16 protein-coding genes and 1 riboswitch are annotated in these 19148 nt (G+C 50.8%); of the genes, 9 read left to right on the top strand and 7 right to left on the bottom strand.

Going from position 1 to position 19148, the window contains the following annotated elements; translation table 11 throughout:
- Window position 1 precedes the first annotated feature (1 nt).
- Genes hisC through AB8615_RS05680 form a run of 4 tightly spaced genes read right to left on the bottom strand, consistent with a single transcriptional unit; the run spans window position 2 to window position 4110 of the window.
- A complete protein-coding gene (gene hisC, locus AB8615_RS05665; RefSeq protein ID WP_409433944.1) occupies window positions 2-1642 on the bottom strand; it encodes a histidinol-phosphate transaminase in 1641 nt (546 codons plus the stop codon).
- A complete protein-coding gene (gene hisD / locus AB8615_RS05670) occupies window positions 1639-2937 on the bottom strand; it encodes a histidinol dehydrogenase (RefSeq protein WP_409433945.1) in 1299 nt (432 codons plus the stop codon). The genes hisC and hisD overlap by 4 nt, the downstream gene beginning before the upstream one ends.
- Window positions 2938-2939: 2 nt before the next feature.
- A complete protein-coding gene (gene hisG / locus AB8615_RS05675; RefSeq protein WP_409434137.1) occupies window positions 2940-3827 on the bottom strand; it encodes an ATP phosphoribosyltransferase in 888 nt (295 codons plus the stop codon).
- On the bottom strand, window positions 3817-4110 hold the full coding sequence (locus tag AB8615_RS05680) for a YerC/YecD family TrpR-related protein (RefSeq protein WP_418152955.1): 294 nt from the start codon (window positions 4108-4110) through the stop codon (window positions 3817-3819). Before AB8615_RS05680 ends, hisG begins: the two co-directional genes overlap by 11 nt.
- A 150-nt stretch (window positions 4111-4260) precedes the next feature.
- Here AB8615_RS05680 and AB8615_RS05685 point away from each other — a divergent pair, with 150 nt between their 5' ends.
- The 3 genes from AB8615_RS05685 to AB8615_RS05695 are packed head-to-tail and all read left to right on the top strand — an operon-like array spanning window position 4261 to window position 8728.
- On the top strand, window positions 4261-6378 hold the full coding sequence (locus tag AB8615_RS05685) for a TIR domain-containing protein (RefSeq protein ID WP_409433947.1): 2118 nt from the start codon (window positions 4261-4263) through the stop codon (window positions 6376-6378).
- Complete coding sequence (locus AB8615_RS05690) at window positions 6375-7118, top strand: hypothetical protein (RefSeq protein WP_418152957.1); 744 nt, start codon at window positions 6375-6377, stop codon at window positions 7116-7118. The genes AB8615_RS05685 and AB8615_RS05690 overlap by 4 nt, the downstream gene beginning before the upstream one ends.
- Window positions 7119-7162: 44 nt before the next feature.
- On the top strand, window positions 7163-8728 hold the full coding sequence (locus tag AB8615_RS05695; RefSeq protein ID WP_409433949.1) for a TRAFs-binding domain-containing protein: 1566 nt from the start codon (window positions 7163-7165) through the stop codon (window positions 8726-8728).
- 19 nt (window positions 8729-8747) lie between these two features.
- Here AB8615_RS05695 and AB8615_RS05700 read toward each other — a convergent pair whose 3' ends face one another.
- The 3 genes from AB8615_RS05700 to AB8615_RS05710 form a co-directional block, all read right to left on the bottom strand.
- Window positions 8748-9335 (bottom strand): Crp/Fnr family transcriptional regulator, encoded by a 588-nt coding sequence (locus tag AB8615_RS05700; protein WP_418152959.1) that lies wholly within the window; start codon window positions 9333-9335, stop codon window positions 8748-8750.
- A 416-nt stretch (window positions 9336-9751) separates the two neighbouring features.
- Complete coding sequence (locus AB8615_RS05705; protein ID WP_418152960.1) at window positions 9752-10036, bottom strand: hypothetical protein; 285 nt, start codon at window positions 10034-10036, stop codon at window positions 9752-9754.
- Window positions 9996-10868 carry a CaiB/BaiF CoA transferase family protein gene (locus tag AB8615_RS05710; protein ID WP_418152962.1) on the bottom strand — a complete coding sequence of 291 codons (873 nt, stop codon included), beginning with the start codon at window positions 10866-10868 and terminating at the stop codon, window positions 9996-9998. The genes AB8615_RS05705 and AB8615_RS05710 overlap by 41 nt, the downstream gene beginning before the upstream one ends.
- Window positions 10869-10991: 123 nt before the next feature.
- On the opposite strand from AB8615_RS05710, the gene AB8615_RS05715 reads away from it, so the two are divergent.
- The 6 genes from AB8615_RS05715 (at window position 10992) to AB8615_RS05740 (ending at window position 19139) form a co-directional block, all read left to right on the top strand.
- Window positions 10992-12194 carry an FAD-dependent monooxygenase gene (locus AB8615_RS05715; RefSeq protein WP_409433952.1) on the top strand — a complete coding sequence of 401 codons (1203 nt, stop codon included), beginning with the start codon at window positions 10992-10994 and terminating at the stop codon, window positions 12192-12194.
- 81 nt (window positions 12195-12275) lie between these two features.
- On the top strand, window positions 12276-13769 hold the full coding sequence (locus AB8615_RS05720) for a CoA-acylating methylmalonate-semialdehyde dehydrogenase (RefSeq protein ID WP_418152964.1): 1494 nt from the start codon (window positions 12276-12278) through the stop codon (window positions 13767-13769).
- Window positions 13770-13778: 9 nt separating this feature from the next.
- Window positions 13779-14918 (top strand): acyl-CoA dehydrogenase family protein, encoded by a 1140-nt coding sequence (locus AB8615_RS05725; protein ID WP_409433953.1) that lies wholly within the window; start codon window positions 13779-13781, stop codon window positions 14916-14918.
- A gap of 2 nt (window positions 14919-14920) precedes the next feature.
- Entirely contained in the window at window positions 14921-15967 is a 1047-nt protein-coding gene (locus tag AB8615_RS05730; protein ID WP_409433954.1) for an enoyl-CoA hydratase/isomerase family protein, read from the top strand.
- Window positions 15964-16857, top strand: coding sequence for a 3-hydroxyisobutyrate dehydrogenase (gene mmsB / locus AB8615_RS05735; RefSeq protein ID WP_409433955.1), 894 nt, complete (start codon window positions 15964-15966; stop codon window positions 16855-16857). The genes AB8615_RS05730 and mmsB overlap by 4 nt, the downstream gene beginning before the upstream one ends.
- A gap of 94 nt (window positions 16858-16951) precedes the next feature.
- Window positions 16952-17134: riboswitch (cobalamin riboswitch) on the top strand.
- 124 nt (window positions 17135-17258) lie between these two features.
- On the top strand, window positions 17259-19139 hold the full coding sequence (locus tag AB8615_RS05740; RefSeq protein WP_418152966.1) for a TonB-dependent receptor plug domain-containing protein: 1881 nt from the start codon (window positions 17259-17261) through the stop codon (window positions 19137-19139).
- Window positions 19140-19148: the final 9 nt, after the last annotated feature.

Genomic DNA, 19148 nt, shown 5'->3' on the forward strand with positions numbered 1-19148 from the left:
CTTACAACACACCTTTAGTGGACGGAATATCCATCGAAATCGTTGTGGAAAGCGCAGGGCGAAGTGCGCGACCAACGCCTTTAAAGCAAGCCTCAATCATGTGGTGAGAGTTATCACCCTCGACATCAATATGGATCGCCGCGCCAAGGGTCTGCGCAAGGCTTTCAAAAAAATGCGGACACATTTCAACAGGGAATTCGCCAACGTGGTCTGTAGGGAATTTTCCTTTGAAAACAGCTGCGGGACGCCCCGAGAGATCAATCGCGACACGAGCCTGGGTCTCGTCCATTGGCATCGTAAATCCGTAGCGCCCAATGCCAGCTTTATTGCCAAGCGCTTGTTTGAGCGCAGTGCCAAAGGCCAGCGCGGTATCTTCAACGGAATGATGGGCGTCGATTTCCAGATCGCCTTTGCAGGTCATCGTCAGGCCCATCCCGCCATGCTTTGCGATCTGCTCTAGCATGTGATCATAAAAGCCAATGCCTGTATTGATCTTGACCACACGGCTATCATCTAAATTAACACGTACAGAAATATCGGTTTCATTGGTCTTTCTGAAGACTTCGCCAATACGATCAGTTTTTGCGTCAGTTTGATTGATCCCAAAGGCCGCCAGCGCAATGGTGTTTTCTTCAGGTGACCCAATCGAAAGACGGACTTTGCCAGTTGTGGCGCGATAGTCGCGGATTTTCACATTGCGCTTGGCGAGTTCCGCAAAGAGGGCTGCGTCGTCAGATAATTCCATCAGTAAAAAATTCGCCGCGCTTGGATATACTTTTTTGACGAATGGAGAGCTTGGAAGCGCAGCGGCAAGGCGATCTCTTTGCTCCAGCGTCTCTGCCAGCCTGTCGGCGTGAACAGACATCGCGGACGGCGCCAAGGCTTTAAGGATAGCTTCCTCGACGGGGCGCGCAATCGGGTAGGGTGGCAGGACTTTCAACATTAAGTCTATCACACGCGGGTCAGCAATCGCGACCCCGCCGCGGACACCTGCAAGGGCATAGGCTTTGGACAAGGTGCGCATGACGATTATGTTTGGGTATTCTGCTATCTTAACTGTATAGCTCGGCGTGGTCGTAAATTCTTGATAAGCCTCATCAACCGCAATGAAGGTGTCGGGGTAGCGTTTGGCGAGGGCTTCGACCAAATCCGCATCGCACTCATTCCCTGATGGGTTATTAGGGGTGCAAATAAATATCGCTTTGAGATTTTGGGCAGCGTCAGCAGCTGCAAAAATCGCCTCATGGTTCCAACTGAAGTCATCATTGAGCGGGGCTTCGACAATACCGCAGCCCTGTATTTCTGCACAGGTTCTATAATAGCCGAAAGTTGGTGGGCAGATCAGGATATTGTCTTCGCTCTCACAAAAAGTGCGAAGCAGGATTTCGATACCTTCGTCAGCCCCACGTCCCACCATGACCATATCTGTCGACACGCCGTAAAGCCCCGCCAGCCGCGCCACAAGTGCAGGCGGTTGTTGCTCTGGATAGCGGTTGTAGTTTTTTGCGCCGATCACCGGTGGCGGCGCATATGGGTTCTCATTCGCGTCCAAGTGCAACGCATCTGTTGCACCCCCACGCGCAGAATAGGCTTTCATATTCAGCACCGCTTTGCGGGCGATATTTTTAGGGAAGTCACTCATTTGAGGCTCTCTAGTCGAAGCGTGACAGCACGTCTATGGGCATCTAGCCCTTCCAACTCTGCGAGGCGCTCTACCGTTGGGCCGAGCGAAAGCATCCCCTCTGCCGTTAACGACTGCACAGATATGTACTTCATAAAGCTCTCTGTCGTGATCCCTGAATAGGCTCTCGCGGCTCCATAAGTTGGCAAAGTGTGGTTAGTGCCACTGGCATAATCCCCCACACTTTCAGGCGTGTAAGGGCCGAGGAAGATCGAGCCTGCGTTCTGAATATCTACAACATAACTTTTGGGGTTATCTAATTGGATAATCAAATGTTCTGGTGCGTAGGCATTGATAATTTCTAAAATATCTGTTCGGCTATTTGCGATGATCATGCGACCAAATCCGAGGGAAGCTGTGGCGATATCCTTTCTTGGCAAAGTCGCAAGTTGCGAGGCAATCGCGGCGTCAACGGCGTCTGCAACGGCAGGACTACTCGCAACGCATATGACCTGCGCGACCTTATCGTGCTCAGCTTGAGAGAGTAGATCTGAGGCGACGAAAGCGGGATTGGCGTCTGCGTCCGCTAGCACCATAGCCTCTGACGGTCCTGCTGGCATGTCAATCGCTGGGCCGCCTGCTTCCTGAGCCACAATAGATTTCGCGGCCGCAACCCAAGCATTGCCAGGGCCAAATATCTTCGCGCATTTGGGAATTGCGTCAGTCCCGTAAGCCAAGGCAGCAATCGCTTGTGCGCCGCCTGCGATAAACACGTCCGTGACGTCGCAACGATATGCAGCGGCTAACACAGTTGAGTTGATGGTGCCGTCTTTGGAGGGCGGACTAATCACAACGCGGCGAGAACAACCTGCGACCTTGGCGGGGACAGCTAGCATAAGGAGCGTCGATACAAGCGGTGCCGTGCCGCCAGGCACATAAAGTCCAACGACATCAAGTGCACGAGGGATGCGGCGGCAGCTTACACCAGGCTCGATCTCTATCGATATTTCATCAGGTAGTTGCGCAGTGTGGAAGGTCTCAATATTTGCTTTCGCACGGTCAATCGCGGCTTTGTCCTTAGCGGGCAGGGCGTCCCATGCGGATTTCAGCTCAGTTTCATTGACGCGTAAAGCCGTTGGCCGAACACCATCAAACTTTTCAGTCAAATCCAAAACCGCCTGATCGCCTCCCGTTTTTACAGACTGCAAAATATCCCGAACACTGTTCATTAAGCTGGCATCAGAAATCGCAGCTGGCCGAGCGAGGGCGTCACTTTTGTCTGCATCTGATAATTTTGACCAAAGAAAACGCTGCATGATTAGCTCATCATTTTCTCAATGGGGAGGACGAGAATTGCTCTCGCACCGAGGGCTTTAAGATCTTCAAGCGTTTCCCAGAAAATATTCTCGGTGCAAACAGCTTGTAACGCTACGAGGTCATCACTACCCGCGAGGGGAATGATAGTCGGCGCGTCTGATCCTGGGAGCAGGGCTGTGATTGCTGCGACCTGTGACTTCGGCGCATTGAGCATGATATACTTCGTTTCGGAGGATTTAATTACGCCGTCTATGCGGTTCATGAGTTTAGCGAGCAAATCTGCTTTCGCTGGCGATAAATCGCGCGCGGAGCGGATAAGCACGGCCTCCGATTCGAGGATTGTCTCAAACGCTGTCAGGCCGTTGGCTTCCAAAGTTGCACCAGACGATACAAGGTCGCAAATGCTCTGCGCGATCCCAATAGACGGCGCGAGTTCTACGGCGCCTTTCATCTCCACGAGTTTTGCGTCGATCCCTCTGACAGACAGGTATTTCGCTGTGACGCCCGGATATGTCGTTGCAATCTTAGTGCCATCGAGGTCTTTGGCTGACTTGACCATACCGATGTCTGGCGCTGCGAGAGAGAGTTTACAGCGAGAGAATCCAAGCCGCATCGCGATGTCTGCGTCTAATTTAGTCTTCGCGACAAGTTGCTCTTCGACCAGCACATTTTCGCCGACAATACCAATATCTGCGGCGTCATTGGCGACAAAGTTTGGAATATCGTCGTCACGCACGAGCAGCAGGTCTATTGGCATATTTTTGACCCGTGCTAGCAACCCACCGCCACGTATCGCGAAACGAAGTCCGCAGCTTTTGAGCAAAGCGAAGCTGTCATCCGCTAAACGGCCTTTTTTCTGTAACGCAATGCGCAAACGATCAGTCACGATCTGTCTCCATAATTTCAAATAAAGCGCGGTAGCCACCATGTGGTTCATCCCGCAAGAAACGGGCTACGCGCCCAATAGTGGTCGTGCTGACACCTGTCTCTGCATTAATGTCGCGATAAGACATTTGCCCGTCTTGCAATAGCTTGGCAACGTGCCAGCGCTCGGACAAAGCGCGTAACTCTGCGGGCGTGCAAAGATCGGTTAGGAAACTTCGCATTATCGCAGTATCGCTGACGCGTATGAGGGCTTCGGCTAAAGCCTGATATGTGGTGTCATCTGTCATACTGTGTTAGCGTGCTAATACATGCTAATAAGTAGATGGCAAGTCAAAAACGCATAAAATTCTACCGCAATCGTCATTATCATTATAAACAACGACAATGTTGCTTGCGGCTGCGACAACTTTGCGCTTATTGGAGTTTGGGGAGAGTGCATGGGCGCATATAAATATACAGCTTTCATAAGTTACAGCCATCAGGACGATGTGTTCGCCAAGCGCCTTCATCGTCAGTTGGAAGCGTATAAAGTGCCATCACATCTCGTTGATACGGTCGGGCAACATGGAACTGTTCCCTCAAACCTCAAACCTATTTTCCGTGACCAAGATGAACTATCAGTCGATGGCAGTCTTAGCCAAACCATTCAGGTAGCGCTGACCGATTCGGCCTCTCTCATTGTCTTATGCTCACCTGCTAGCGTTGCCTCGCACTGGGTAAATGAGGAAATCATGTCTTTCAAACGTCTTGCCCGCGAAAGAGGGGAAACGCCGCGTATCTATCCCGTTCTTGTGTCTGGTGAGCCATTTGCTTCTCGTTTGCCAGGGCGCGAAGGTGAAGAATGTCTGCCCAAGGCTTTAAGGTTTGCTCTTGGTTCGGATGGCGAGTTATCGGATCAGCCAGAAGAACCGCTCGCCGCAGATATGCGCGGTAATGCGGCCGAACGTCGGCAAGGTAAATCCAAGCTACAAGCTGCGCTGTTGGGTGTTGGCCTTGATGAAATCATTCAACGCGACCTGCAAAGACAACGCCGCAGCATGACGGCCATCACGGTAGGAGCAGCGATTGCTGTGCTAACGATGGGTACGTTGACGGGGTTTGCTGTGGATGCTCGCAAGGATGCAGATGCGAGGCGAGGGGATGCTGAGGGGCTGATAGAGTTTATGCTCACGGATTTGAAAGATAAGCTGGAGCCTGTGGGACGTCTGGATGCCTTGGAGGCTGTTGCCGACAAAGCGTCCACTTATTATGACGGCTATGCGGCGTCTGATCATGACGACGACTCACTAGGGCGCCGAGCCCGAACCTATCATTTCTTGGGCGAAATCGCTTACTCGCAAGGTCAAACGCAGGAAGCTATAGATTACTATAATAAAGCCTATGCCTCAACAGAAGCACTTCTCGCGCGGTCGCCCAACGATCCCGACAGAGTATTCGAACATGCCAAAAGTGCTGTCGCACGTGCAACGCCGATCTATTTTGAAGGCAAGTTTGATGAGGCCAGACCTCTTATTCAAGATTATATAGATTTCTCTGAACGTCTGCTCAAAATGGAACCAAAGAGCAAACGTGCATTAGAGAATGCCAGCGCAGCCTATGAAAATATGGCGATCTTAAACCACAAGCAGAGCCAGTTTGAGGCTGCTGAGGCGTTATTCAAAACTGGCGAAACTTATGTTGACCGTTTAGTGGCAGCTTTTCCAGACGATCAGACCGCGATAGGGCAAAAGGGAAATAACCTCGCATGGCAAGCTGATAACTATCTCTTCCTCAAAGAGTCAGACAAGGCACGGGAATATCGTCGAGAGGAGTTGGCAATTTATCGCTCAATGCTGGATCAAGACCCTGCAAATCGGCAAGCGCAGAGGGCCCTGGCAAATTCTTATCTTGGTCTGGCGAAAATTGAAAAGCAGAGCGGCAATGTCGAAGCCGCAGCCGAGAGTTTACGTAAGGCCGTAAATCTATGCGACGAGCTTCGGCTCTATGATCCAACAAATTGGTTGAGCTTGTGGCGGTATGTTGACGCCCTGCGGCAAGAGATTGATTTTCAAATTCGTCACGGTCTTTATGCTCAAGCACGAGAGGGATTGAATTCGGCTAAAGCCGCCATCGCGCAATCTCAGACGATGTCCGATACCAAAACATCTTATGAGTTGTGGGAGGAAGAATATATAATCTACTTATCTACCATTTTGTATCTCATGGAAGGTGAGCCACCACTGGCGCTAAATGAAGCTGACGAATTATTGACGACAAGAGGTTACACGACAACAGATACAAATCTGACTCAGGGCATTCCGATATTGCTACTAACAGTCAAACACTTCGTTCTTAAAAATGTTGATGAACTAGAAACAATCTCTGGCCGTTATAAAGACTCTGATAAAAAAGATTCTCTCCGCCATATGCGCGTCGCTGCGATGCGTGATTTATTGCGGGGGAAACCAAAAGCGTTTGACGCTTATATTGAGCAAGAACAGGATGCGACGATAAAGTTAGCGCTAACTGTGCTTCGCAAAACCACTGAACCAATAGCATCTGAAAGGGCTAAATGATGATTATGATAAAACGCTATTTAACTATGGGGCTAATGCTCGCGGGGAGTGCTGCCGCGCTTTCGGCATGTTTACCAAAAAGTGTCGGTGACGGCATGAAACTGCAGTGTTTCCCTGCCGTCAAAGTGAAAATGGATCAACAGCTTGCGACTTATCGTGGCGCTATGTTCATCGACGTTCAATCTGATGGAAGCTATAAAATCGGGTATCAAAACGAAGCTTTTGAAAAGGCTTTACTGGCGGCTTCAAATAAAAAAGATATGGCAAAGATGGTTCTCGCGGCTGGTCCGGAAAGCATCGATTATCAAAAACAAAAAAATCCTTTAGACATTAACGTCTCAAGTAATACCACCGTCGCTTTTCGTATCACGTCCAAAAACGCGGTCTTCACGGGCGACGGATTTAAGCTTCGCGACCCAGAGCTAAAAGAGGGGGAACACTCGCCCTTCGGTGTTTATCCCCGAATTGCAGGTGTCCCTGCAGGACAGCTCGTTTTGGTTGATTTCGATAGAGCTAATCTAACGCCTCCCAATAAGTGCGATTATGAATACGACCTTGAAATTTCAGGTGCGACAACTGTCGATCCAGAGCCAGATGACAGGCCTGATCCCGATCCGAAACCTGAGCCAACGCCAGAGCCGGAAGATAATCAGAAAGACTTCCAGCCAATGCCAGAGATGGGCAATGGCGGAACTTGGGGGAACGGTTTCCCGCCAAGTGGTGGCCCCAATCCGGGTTAAAGGATGTAACCTCTCTCGCGAATGCGAGGGAGGTTAGCTCACTCATGAAAACATCGTTCACGCATAATTATCTCCAAATTTACGAGCAAGCGCTCGCGGAATTGAAGGCTGTTTCACCCACAAAGGACAGCGCGATTTCGCTCAAGCACAAAGCTGTTCTGGCTTTGGCGCGTGCAGGGGCGCTGGACTTCGCGCGTGCTGAGTATGAACGATATGGCCTTGATCAGATTGCGGACAATGAAGATGTGATCGCGCTAAGTGGCCGCCTCTTTAAGGACGCTGCCTTGCGAGTTTCAGGCAAGAAACGCCAAGCGCTAGCGCAGCAAAGCGCAGACGCATACGAGGCTGCGTTCAGTAGCACAGGTGGATATTATTCAGCCATCAATGCCGCAACTATGATGCTTCTGGGCGGGGCAAACCAAGACGATATAACTGCACGTGCCAGCGCTGTAATTGACATGCTCCCCGCAATCTCGTCCGTAACTAAGGAAGACGTTTATTTCGTCAAAGCCACTCATGCCGAAGCCGAGTTATTGCGCGAAAACCATAATTTGGCTGCCAGGTATTTGCGAAGTGCGGTCGCGCATGACCCTCTAAATTATACCGCGCATGCCAGCACGCTTCGTCAGTTTAAAATGATATTGGAGGCCCGAGGCGAAAGCACGACTTGGTTATCTGATTTCACACCGCCCAAAGCCATGCACTTCGCGGGACATATGTTTCAAATCTCGGACAAGCAGGCCGCGCGTTCGCTAAATGCGGCGGCGGTAGCGGGATTGCGTGTTGAAATATCTGATGCATTACAGCGCGCAGATATAGGTTTTGGATTTGGAGCCTTAGCGGCAGGCGCCGATATACTCATCGCTGAAACATTGCTTGAAGAGGGCGGCGAATTGCATGTCGTCTTGCCGACACAGCCTGACATTTTTAAAGCTGCCTCGGTGAGCCAGCATGGAGGAGATTGGGGTCAGCGTTTTGACGACTGTTTGGATCGTGCATCCAGCCTTCACATTGCGCAGAGCGGTAAAAATTGGCCCAACAGCTCCGTCGCAGAGTATGCCAGTCAAATTGCGATGGGCTTTGCCTGCATGCAAGCCAACCTTCTGTCCAGTCAATCGACGCAACTTCTGATTTGGGACGGAGAAGCCCCTAATGGCAATATCGGCACAGGGTTTGACGCCGCTATATGGGACCGTACATCGAATGAACAAATCATCATTCCATATCCTGCAGATCGTAAACTTGGCCCTTCAGCAACAATTCCTCCATCAGATGACCGACTCGCCGTAGTAATTGTCGGCCCAGACGGGGTGCAGTCTGTCGATGACCCAAGAGCGGCTGCGGATATGCTCTTGGCAAGCACTCGCCAAGTAAGCACGAGCGCGACCTTTGGTGCGCATTTTGGACCCGTCAGCCTGTCACTCACGGATGATGAGATCGAAATAGCGAAATCTGCACAAGAATCCGCATTACCTGGCACAGCCTATATATCAGAGGCTTTTGCTGCCGTGTTATGTGCCTTCCACAAAGGTAATTACCGTATGGACTTTGCAGGCCTCAGTGGCAATGGAGACCGATTGTTCAGTCTACAAAGTGCTGGGCAAACTTAGAAGACCTACGCAGTAGGGGTTACAAATCCTGCAAGCGGTCTTTCATCGTCTCACTATCCTCAATTACAATAGCGCCCGGCTGACGGCTAATCAGACCCATTTTCAGTAATCGACTGACGGTTCGTGACGCAGTTTCCCGTGTGCTTTGAACTTTCAAAGCCATATTTGATAACACAGGGGCAGGGCGAATGATCATGCGATCTTCATCAATCCCGATCGGTTGAGCTAGCCGTAGAAGCTCCATGCCAATACGAGCGGGTGCAGAAAGTGTCGACAACTCGAACATCCGCAATGTCATAATATTCAGGCGATCTGCCAAATCTGTAGCAACTCGGTGACTTAGCCCCACATCACTTTGGATCCGTTCTTGAAAGTGTTTGGCAGGTATAATGAGCAAATCCATCGCTTTTTCTGCGACAATGCCGAATTGCACTGCGCTATTGGTCATAACGGCGCTATGACCAAATAAATCGCCAGGTCCGAAAGACTGCATCCAGATTTCTTGACCATCTTCGGAATATATCACGGCCCGCGCCTGTCCTTTGAGAACAAACCAAATATCAGTAATTTGCGTGTCTTGCTCGACAACAAATTCTCCACGCTTCACCGATACGCGCCGCGCGAGCGGACTTAGAATCGTTCATACAGAATCAGCGGCTTCGGACAGCAAAGCGCCTTCAGCAAGAAATTGTGTATTTTGTCCCATAAATCCCTAATGGCGAGCCAATCTATGAAATATGCGTAAGAGAAAAATCGACAGAATTGAAGAAAATTCAGCGCTGACTGCCTAATAGTTGAGGTTTTTTCAAATGCGTGACCCAAATCACGGCTAGCGAGATCAAAATTTTCTACAACGTAATGGCAGACTCGCTGAGCGGGGCGCAAATAGGTCACGTCATAGGACCTAGATTTGAAGAGAGCTGGGGCGAACTGGCACTTTTCATCTGCGGGTCTGCACCCTTAATGTGGGATCGGGTGAGGCTTGGGGGCGAGCTTCACCCCATTTCGCGTTGAAATAATTGACTATTTATCTATCAAAGCTGCGATTTTTTCTTCGGTATATCCTAATTCTGCGAATATCTCCTCGGCGTGGTCTTGTGCGCCAGCAATGATAAAGTCTGCGTCATCTTCAGCTACACCAAATACAGGTATAGACCGTGGATGTGTAAACGTGCCTTGGCGTTGTAATCCACCGCGAGCGACATTTTGTGGATGTTGTGTAGCTTCCTCATAATTTAATACAGGGGTGACGCAGGCGTCAGAACCCTCAAAGATAGCGGCTCCACTCGTTACGCGTTTTGGTCGCAAAGATTGCCTCTAACTTTTCATGCTGCTGCGCCCACTGTTTGGGATCATTTTGCTTGCCAAATTCATCTGCCGCGATCTCTAGTTTCTCGAGTAAGAGTTTGAAAAATTGTGGTTCTATACTCCCAACAGCCATAAAGCGCTGGTCTTTAGTTTTATAGCAACGATAATACGGCATCGCGCCGTCTAGCAGATTACCAGCACGCTTCGTGGACCACATATTCATAGCTGACAAAGTATAGATGATGCCCATCATCGAGGAGACGCCGTCAATGATGGCCGCATCTACGACCTCGCCTTTGCCTGTCTGTTGCGCTTGCAGCAATGCTGAAATTATGCCGATCACTAACACCATTGTGCCGCCGCCGTAATCGCCAACAAAGTTGAGGGGCGGCAGTGGCGGCTCTCCATCGCGACCCATAGCTTCTAAGGCGCCCGTTATTGATAGATAGTTGATGTCGTGACCGGCCTGTTTGGCCCAAGGCCCAGTTTGCCCCCACCCCGTCATGCGACCATATACTAGCTTCGGATTGATGGCATGGCAGGCTTCTGGCCCAACGCCTAAGCGTTCTGTCACGCCAGGGCGCAGGCCTTCAAATAGAACATCGGCTGTTTTGACTAAGTCCAGCACCACAGCAACACTCTCAGGTTTTGACAGATCAAGAACCATGGTTTTCTTTCCGCGATTATTGATAGACGGTACAGCGCTCATCGGACCAGGACGGTTAATCAAGATTACCTCTGCACCCATATCCGCTAGTAATTGTCCAGCATATGGCCCAGGGCCAATCCCCGCGAGTTCAATCACGCGAAATCCTGTCAGAGGTTTGGTCATAGCTCTATCCCGAAAAAATTTCTATATTTGACGCAAGACAAAGCATAGACAGCTTAGTTTATCTAGGCCAATCTTTGCGGAGATATTCTGCAAAAATGACTAACCCAGAGGACGCCCGCCAGCATGAAAGTTTTGATCGCAGGGGGAGGGATTGGCGGCTTGACCACGGCTCTTTGTGCTTTGAATTTTGGTCACGAAGTCAAAGTCATTGAACAAGCCAAGCAGTTCGGCGAGGTGGGTGCGGGCTTGCAAGTCCCTCCCAATGCGATGAAAGTGTTCAATGCACTTGGGATTGCAGACAAAATTACAGAGAATAGTTTTGCCCCTGATGCGATAGAAGCACGGATGGGTACCACGGGGCGAACGGTTTTCACCATCCCACTCGCTGATCATGCCAAGCGAGCATGGGGGGCACCATATCTTCATTTGCACCGCGCTGATTATATCGCGGCTTTGCGAGCCGCATTGGTTGAACGCTCTGCAGGGTCGATCATTTTGGGCGCAAAAGTAGAGAGCTACGGGCAAAGCTCGGACGATGTTCATCTTAATCTTACAGACGGAAGAGACGTTAAAGGAGATGTTCTGATTGGCGCAGACGGCGTCCACTCACAGATACGAAACCAAATGCTCGGTGATACGCCCGCACGATTTACAGGCAATGTGGCATGGCGAGCCGTTGTGCCAATGGAGGCGCTTGGCTCGGTTGCACCGCGACCCACGGCATGCGCTTGGTTTGGGGAAGGGCGACATGCCGTTTCATATCGGTTGCGCGGCGGACGGTTAGCGAATTTTGTGGGTGTTGTGGAGCAGGATGATTGGCGAAATGAGAGCTGGCAGGAACGTGGGCCAAAATCAGAGCTGCTGGCAGATTTCAAAGACTGGCACCCCACGATCACGACAATGATAGAGGCCGCTGATGATACGAAGCTCTATCGATGGGCTTTGTTTGACAGGTCGCCTTTGCCGAAATGGACGGAGGGACGCGTGGCTTTATTGGGTGATGCAGCGCACCCTATGTTGCCATTTTTGGCCCAAGGCGCGGCGATGGCTGTCGAGGATGCTTGGGTCGTATCTGAATGTCTTAAAGCTGCGAATGGCAATGTTGCTGCGGGGCTAATGCAATACCAAATGCTACGCCAAGACCGTACCGCTAAAGTTCAGGCGGCGTCCAGAGACAATATGTCAACTTTCCACAAACGCGGTCGTAAGGCTCAACTCGCAACCTACGGTCCCATGTGGATGGCGGGTCAGATTGCGCCAAAGCTTGTGCATAATCGTATGAACTGGCTGTACGGATATGACGTGACACAAAACTTGCTCTCATAAATGTAAGTTAGAAATACAAATATACCTATTTACGCGTCTTGGCGGCTGTATATGTTGGCAGAAAACAAGTCGGGACATGCTATGCGCACTATTGGACATTTTATTGATGGAAACCGTGTCGCGGGGACGTCAGGCCGAACAAAAGATATTTTTAATCCCAATACGGGTGAGGTGCAGGCCAAGGTCACAATGGCAACACCCACAGAGCTAGATAGTGCGGTGGCGTCTGCTGCGAAAGCCCAACTGCTCTGGGCGCAAGAGAACCCGCAACGACGCTCTCGGATCATGTTTGCCTACAAACAACTGGTCGAGGCCAACATGGATGATTTGGCAGAAATGCTGTCATCTGAACACGGTAAAATTCTGGCCGATAGTCGCGGCGATGTCATGCGCGGCATAGACGTCATTGAATTTGCGTGCGGGGTGCCGCATGGCCAAAAAGGCGAGCATACATATGGCGCAGGCCCAGAGATTGACGTTTACTCGCTGCGCAAGCCGCTGGGAGTTGTCGCAGGAATCACGCCTTTCAACTTCCCCGCCATGATCCCGATGTGGATGTTTGGTATGGCGATTTCGACGGGCAATGCCTGTATCCTCAAGCCGTCTGAAAAAGATCCGTCTGTTCCCATGCGCCTAGCAGAGTTGTTCGTCGAAGCAGGCGGGCCAGTCGGCCTGCTTCAATGCATTAATGGCGACAAAGAAATAGTCGACGCCATTTGCGATCATCCAACGATTAAAGCCGTCAGCTTTGTAGGTAGCTCAGACATTGCGCAATATGTCTATGCGCGAGCGACAGCGAATGGCAAACGCGCGCAGTGCATGGGCGGCGCAAAAAATCACGGTATCATTATGCCCGACGCAAATATGGAGCAGGCGGCGAAAGATATTCTTGGCGCAGCTTACGGTTCGGCGGGCGAACGCTGTATGGCCTTGCCTGTCGTCATACCCGTGGGCGAAGGCACGGCGGAGCGCTTTCTAGAAGCACTACTGCCAAAGATTGAGGCCATGACAGTCGGTACATCCACTGACCCTGACGCAGATTACGGACCTGTTGTAACGGAGGCCCACAAGAAATCGATCGAGGCTGATATTGACAAGGCCGTTGCGGAAGGAGCTACACTTATCAAGGATGGGCGCGGCTATATCCTACAAGGTTATGAAGGCGGTTTTTTTGTTGGCCCCACATTACTGGATCATGTCACCCCAGACATGGAGACTTATCACGAAGAGATTTTCGGCCCCGTATTACAAATTGTGCGGGCTAAGAACTTCGAAGAAGCTCTACGGCTTCCGTCCGAACATCAATATGGTAATGGTGTTGCGATCTTTACCCAAAACGGCCGTGCTGCCAGAGAGTTTGCGGACCGTGTCGAAGTTGGCATGGTCGGTATTAATGTGCCAATCCCTGTGCCCGTTGCCTATCACAGCTTTGGCGGCTGGAAGCGCTCAGCCTTTGGTGATGCCAATCAATACGGTATGGAAGGCTTACGCTTTTACACCAAAGTCAAGACCGTGACACAACGCTGGCCAGAGGGCGAGACCGACGATAGCGCTTTCATCATTCCGCGGTTTTAGGAGCCTGCTTTGGATTTTTCTCTCACCGAAGAACAAACGCTCATTCAAGATATGGCGCGGAGCTTTGCAGATGCAGAACTCGCGCCGCATACAGCGATGTGGGATGAGGAGAAGTTTCTCGACCGAACTGTGTTTGAAAAAGCCGCAGAGCTAGGGTTTTGCGGGATCTATACGGGCGAAGACCATGGCGGCACGGCGTTATCGCGACTGGATAGCGCGATCGTGTTTGAACAACTTGCGGCGGGTGATGTGTCTCACACGGCGATGTTGACGATTCACAATATGGCGACGTGGATGATCGATAGATATGCCGATAAATATCTACGCGAAAAATATGTCCCGCAGCTAACCTCGGGGCGGATGATTGCAAGTTATTGCCTTACAGAACCTGGAGCAGGATCTGACGCGGCCAGCCTGTCAACGAAAGCCAAACGTGATGATGACGAATACGTCTTAAACGGAACAAAGTCGTTTATTTCGGGTGCAGGGTGGTCAGATATATACGTCGTTATGGCGCGAACTTCTGATGACGGCGCGAAAGGCATATCGACATTTGTCGTGGAGAAAGGCACCGCTGGTCTTAGCTTTGGGGCCACAGAAAAAAAGATGGGATGGAACGCACAGCCAACAGCTCAAGTGATATTTGAGGAGTGCCGTATCCCTGCAAGCAATCGCGTCGGCGCAGAAGGTGACGGGTTTAAATTTGCGATGAGTGGCCTTGATGGCGGACGGGTTAATATTGGGGCTTGCTCGCTTGGCGGAGCCCAGAAAGCGCTGGCGGCGACCCTCGACTACACGCGAGAGCGTCGACAATTTGGCAAGAGCCTTGCGGACTTCCAGAACACACAATTTATGCTGGCCGACATGGCGACAGAGCTAGAAGCGTCTCGCCTCATGCTCTACCGCGCTGCTGATATGCTAGACAAACAGCTTCCAAATGCAGGTGCGGCCTGCGCTATGGCGAAGCGTTTCGCGACAGACCTATGCAGTAAAATCGCGGATGACGCGCTTCAGCTGCACGGCGGGTACGGCTATCTCAAAGACTATGAAATCGAACAGATCGTGCGTGATCTGCGCGTCCACCAAATCCTAGAAGGCACTAACCAGGTCATGCGAATGATCGTGAGCCGGAACTTGTTAAGGCAATAATTATGACACACGAAATCATTTCTAAAGTAAGCGGCAATCTAGGACATATCACGCTCAATCGCCCAAAAGCTCTCAATGCGCTGACATATGACATGTGCGCAGAGATCACACGGCTCTTGGTAGCCTGGGAAACTGACCCGCAGATTGGAGCGGTGTTAATTGATGGGGCGGGCGACCGAGCCTTCTGCGCAGGTGGCGACGTCATCCTCTTACATGATAGCGGGAAGGCTGGCGATAAGCGAGCAGAGGAATTTTGGCGAATTGAATATGCTCTCAACGAATTAATTCACCGCTACTCCAAACCCTATATTGCTCTAATTGACGGCTTTGTAATGGGTGGAGGTGTGGGACTGTCAGTTCATGGCAAATACAGAATTGCAGGCGATGATACATTGTTTGCCATGCCAGAGACGGGCATTGGGTATTTCCCAGATGTTGGCGGCACTTATTTTCTCCCGCGCCTAGGCTTAGATATTGGTCAATGGCTTGGCCTAACAGGCGCCCGCCTAAAGACAGCCGAAGCTTTAGAAATCGGGGTGGCAAATGGGTTCATACCGTCGAACAAGCATAAAAGCTTCATCGAGGCTCTAGGGACGCCCTCGCTAGACGGAACGGACACCCCTGTCCTTGCGATCATGGACGAATACCAAGACGCAGGCCCTATGGACGCTGATTTGCCGGCGGCGCTCACAGCTTTTAACGAAAAAGATGTTGCCTCAATCCTGCTGGCGCTAGACGGTATGGACGGCGAATGGGCGGCAAAGCAGGCCAAATCAATTCGCGCCAAAAGCCCGCTCGCCCTGTCCGTGACGTTTGAAGCTATTAAACGTGGGTTGGATTTGAATTTCCGAGACGCTATGACAGCAGAATTAGATATTTCACTTAACTTTCTAAAAACGCAGGATTTTTACGAGGGTATTCGGGCGCAGCTCATTGATAAGGATCGTAATCCAAAGTGGTCACATGACAATCTGAGCGACGTAACCAATGAACAAGTTGAAAGGCTATTTCAGCCAACAGCCCAACCGCGCCAAGAGTTCTTACCATGACAACTATCGCGTTCATTGGCTTAGGCAATATGGGTATCGGGATGGCGAGCAATCTCGCCAAATCTAGGTATGATGTCCGTGCCTTTGATCTTTCCGCAGAAGCTGTCGCCAATGCCATCAAAGCTGGGTGCGTAGCGGCAGCAGACTTAGCAGATGCCGTCGGGACAGCTGACGCAGTTATATCGATGTTGCCTGCAGGCAAGCATGTAAAGGCAGTTTACCAAGGTGACGACGGTGTATTCGCCCTCGCTAAATCGGGCGCTTTACTCATTGATTGTTCGACCATTGATGTAAGCGAAGCACGCGAGGTTATTCGTGCAGCAAAAGACGCAGGATTTGATATGCTCGATGCACCTGTATCTGGCGGCGTTGGCGGAGCGGAAGCTGGCACGCTGACATTTATGTGCGGCGGAAGCAAAGACGCATTCCAGCGTGCACGGCCTTACCTAGATGCCATGGGGAAAAATGTGTTTCATGCGGGCGAAGCCGGAAACGGCCAAGTCGCAAAAGTCTGCAACAATATGCTGCTTGGCATACATATGATCGGGACGTGCGAAGCGTTCAATCTGGCAGAAAAACTGGGCCTCGATGCACAGACTTTCTTCGATATTTCTAGCACAGCCAGCGGACAAAATTGGTCCATGACGAGCTATTGCCCAGCGCCAGGGCCAGTGCCGTCCGCACCGTCTAATCGTGATTATCGAGCGGGTTTTGCGGCGGCTATGATGCTAAAAGATTTACGTCTTGCGAAAGCAGCGGCAGAGCAGGCAGAGGCTTCAACCCCGCTGGGTCAGCACGCAGAGGAAATTTATACGCAAATGGAAGCGAGCGGCCATGCGGATCTAGATTTCTCGGCTGTCATGAAACTGCTGAAGGGGACGCTGCAATAGCTGCCGCCGTTTGTTTGGCTGGCGAGTTAAATGCCCTTTGCAAGAATATTTTCCAAAACAGTAAATGTCCATTTGACACGATGCAGTGAATATAACATAGGCGAATTTAGATGGTGCTCTGTAAAAGGAGCTAAGAGGGAAGCTGGTGTAATTCCAGCGCTATACCCGTAACTGTTAGCTGAGTGCTTAGGCCAAAATGCCACTGGATTTGATCTGGGAAGGCGGCTCGAGGCGACAATCAGTAAGTCAGGAAACCTGCCATCGTGTCGTGTGTTCGAGGGTCGGGAAAAATCTTGCGAGCAGGAACCAGTTTCCAAAAGCGACAATCATTGGCCAATACCCGCACCGTTTTGGTGGGCCTTTTGTTGTTTAAGAGCGCTCCGTTCGGGTGGTAGAGCGCTATGGAAATTGATATGTTTTTCAAACGCTTTTTACTCAGCAGCGCCGTTATCGCGTCTGCAACTTCGCCAGTTTTCGCTCAAGACGCAGACGTAGACGAAATCATCGTGACATCTTTACGGGCTATCCCAGCCTCTGATGTGACCTCATCTATTTCAATTCTCAACGAAGCGGATTTGGCAATACGCAATTCGCCTTATTTCGTTGATCAACTTCGAGCGATCCCAAGCGTTGGTGTGTCGCGATCAGGTGCAGTCGGCGCCATTACGCAAGTTCGTATTCGTGGCGCAGAAGGCAATCACACACTGGTTTTGCTGAACGGCGTCGAAGTCTCTGACCCAACCATTGGTGAAACAGATTTCAGCCTGTGGTCAGGCCTCAACACGCAACGAGTTGAAGTGGCCCGTGGCGAGCAATCTGTCTTATACGGCTCTGACTCGATTGGCGGCGTTATCTCAATTACGACTGGCGGGGAGGGTATTTCGGGCGCAATCGAATACGGTTCTTTTGATACGCTACGCGGCCAATTTGGAATTAACAAGCAAATCGAAGGTCTAAGCTTTGGCCTTAATGCAGCTGGATTCAAAACAGACGGTGTCGATATCGCTGGTTTGGACGGCGAAAAGGACGGCTCCGAAAGCTATTCGATCTCTGGCAATGCAGAATTAGAGATCACACCTGATTGGTCAATTAGTGGTTTTTCAAGCCTTCGCCGCTCTGACTCACAAACTGATCCAGACACAAATTTTGATGGCTTGCTTGACAATGCCAATCGCTTTCGGCGGGCAGATCAATTCATTGCCGCTGCGAGCATAAATGGACAAACGGGTGTTGTGAACCACATCGCTCGCGCTAACTTTAACGAACTCGTTGCGGACAACTTTGCCGAAGATGTTTTCACCAACCAAGTCACGGGTCAGCGTACGAAACTGTTATATAGCCCGTCTGTGAGTTTTGGCGACACGAATCAAAACGTCACACTTTCTGGTTTGGTGGATTGGGAAAGTACAAATTACCAACGCAAGGACACCAATACAGCGTTTGGCGACCCAAACCAATCGCAGACGTTTGAAACGCTTGGTATTGCGGCAGAGGCTCGCGCACGTTTGGGCGCTATTGCGCTAAACGGCTCGGTTCGCCACGACGATAATGATGGGCGATTTGAAGATGCCACGACTTGGCGCGTTGGCGGGGCTTATAACTTCGACTTTGGTGGCAAACTTCGCGCCAGCACAGGGGCAGGGGTCACAAATCCTTCCTTCACAGAAATTTTTGGGTTTTTCCCTGGAAGTTTCGTCGGTAATCCTGAACTTATACCAGAGAAATCCAAGAGCTGGGAAGTCGGCTATGATCATAACTTTGGCAATGTCGAAGCATCGATCTCGTATTTTGACGCCTCATTGGAAAACGAAATTTTCACGGCCTTCGGCTTTCCAACATCAACAGCCGATAACCGCGAGGGTGAAAGCGAACGCTCTGGCATTGAAGCGTCCTTGGGCTGGCAGGTGTCTGACACGCTCAATATTTCTGCGGCTGCTTCAAAAATCTCGTCAGAGAATGATAGTGAGGAAGACGAAATCCGTGTTCCAGAATTTACCGCTAGCGCAGCCATTAATTGGCAGTCATCTACCAAGGATGGCCTCCGTGCGGGGTTAGCAGCCGATTATGTGGGCTCACAGGATGACTTCAACTTTGGATCATTCCCAGCAGAACGCGTAGCCCTAGACAGCTACGTGCTGGTTTCTGCAACAGCTGAATATCCCCTCAATGACCGACTCTCTGTCACGGTTCGGGGCGAAAATTTGCTGGACGAAACAACAGTTGACGTATTTGGATATAACGGAACCGGAGCTGGTGTTTTCGTAGGTTTCAAAATACGTTAATTCCATGAA

The organism is Litorimonas sp. RW-G-Af-16 (assembly GCF_048319245.1).
Classification (GTDB): domain Bacteria; phylum Pseudomonadota; class Alphaproteobacteria; order Caulobacterales; family Maricaulaceae; genus Litorimonas.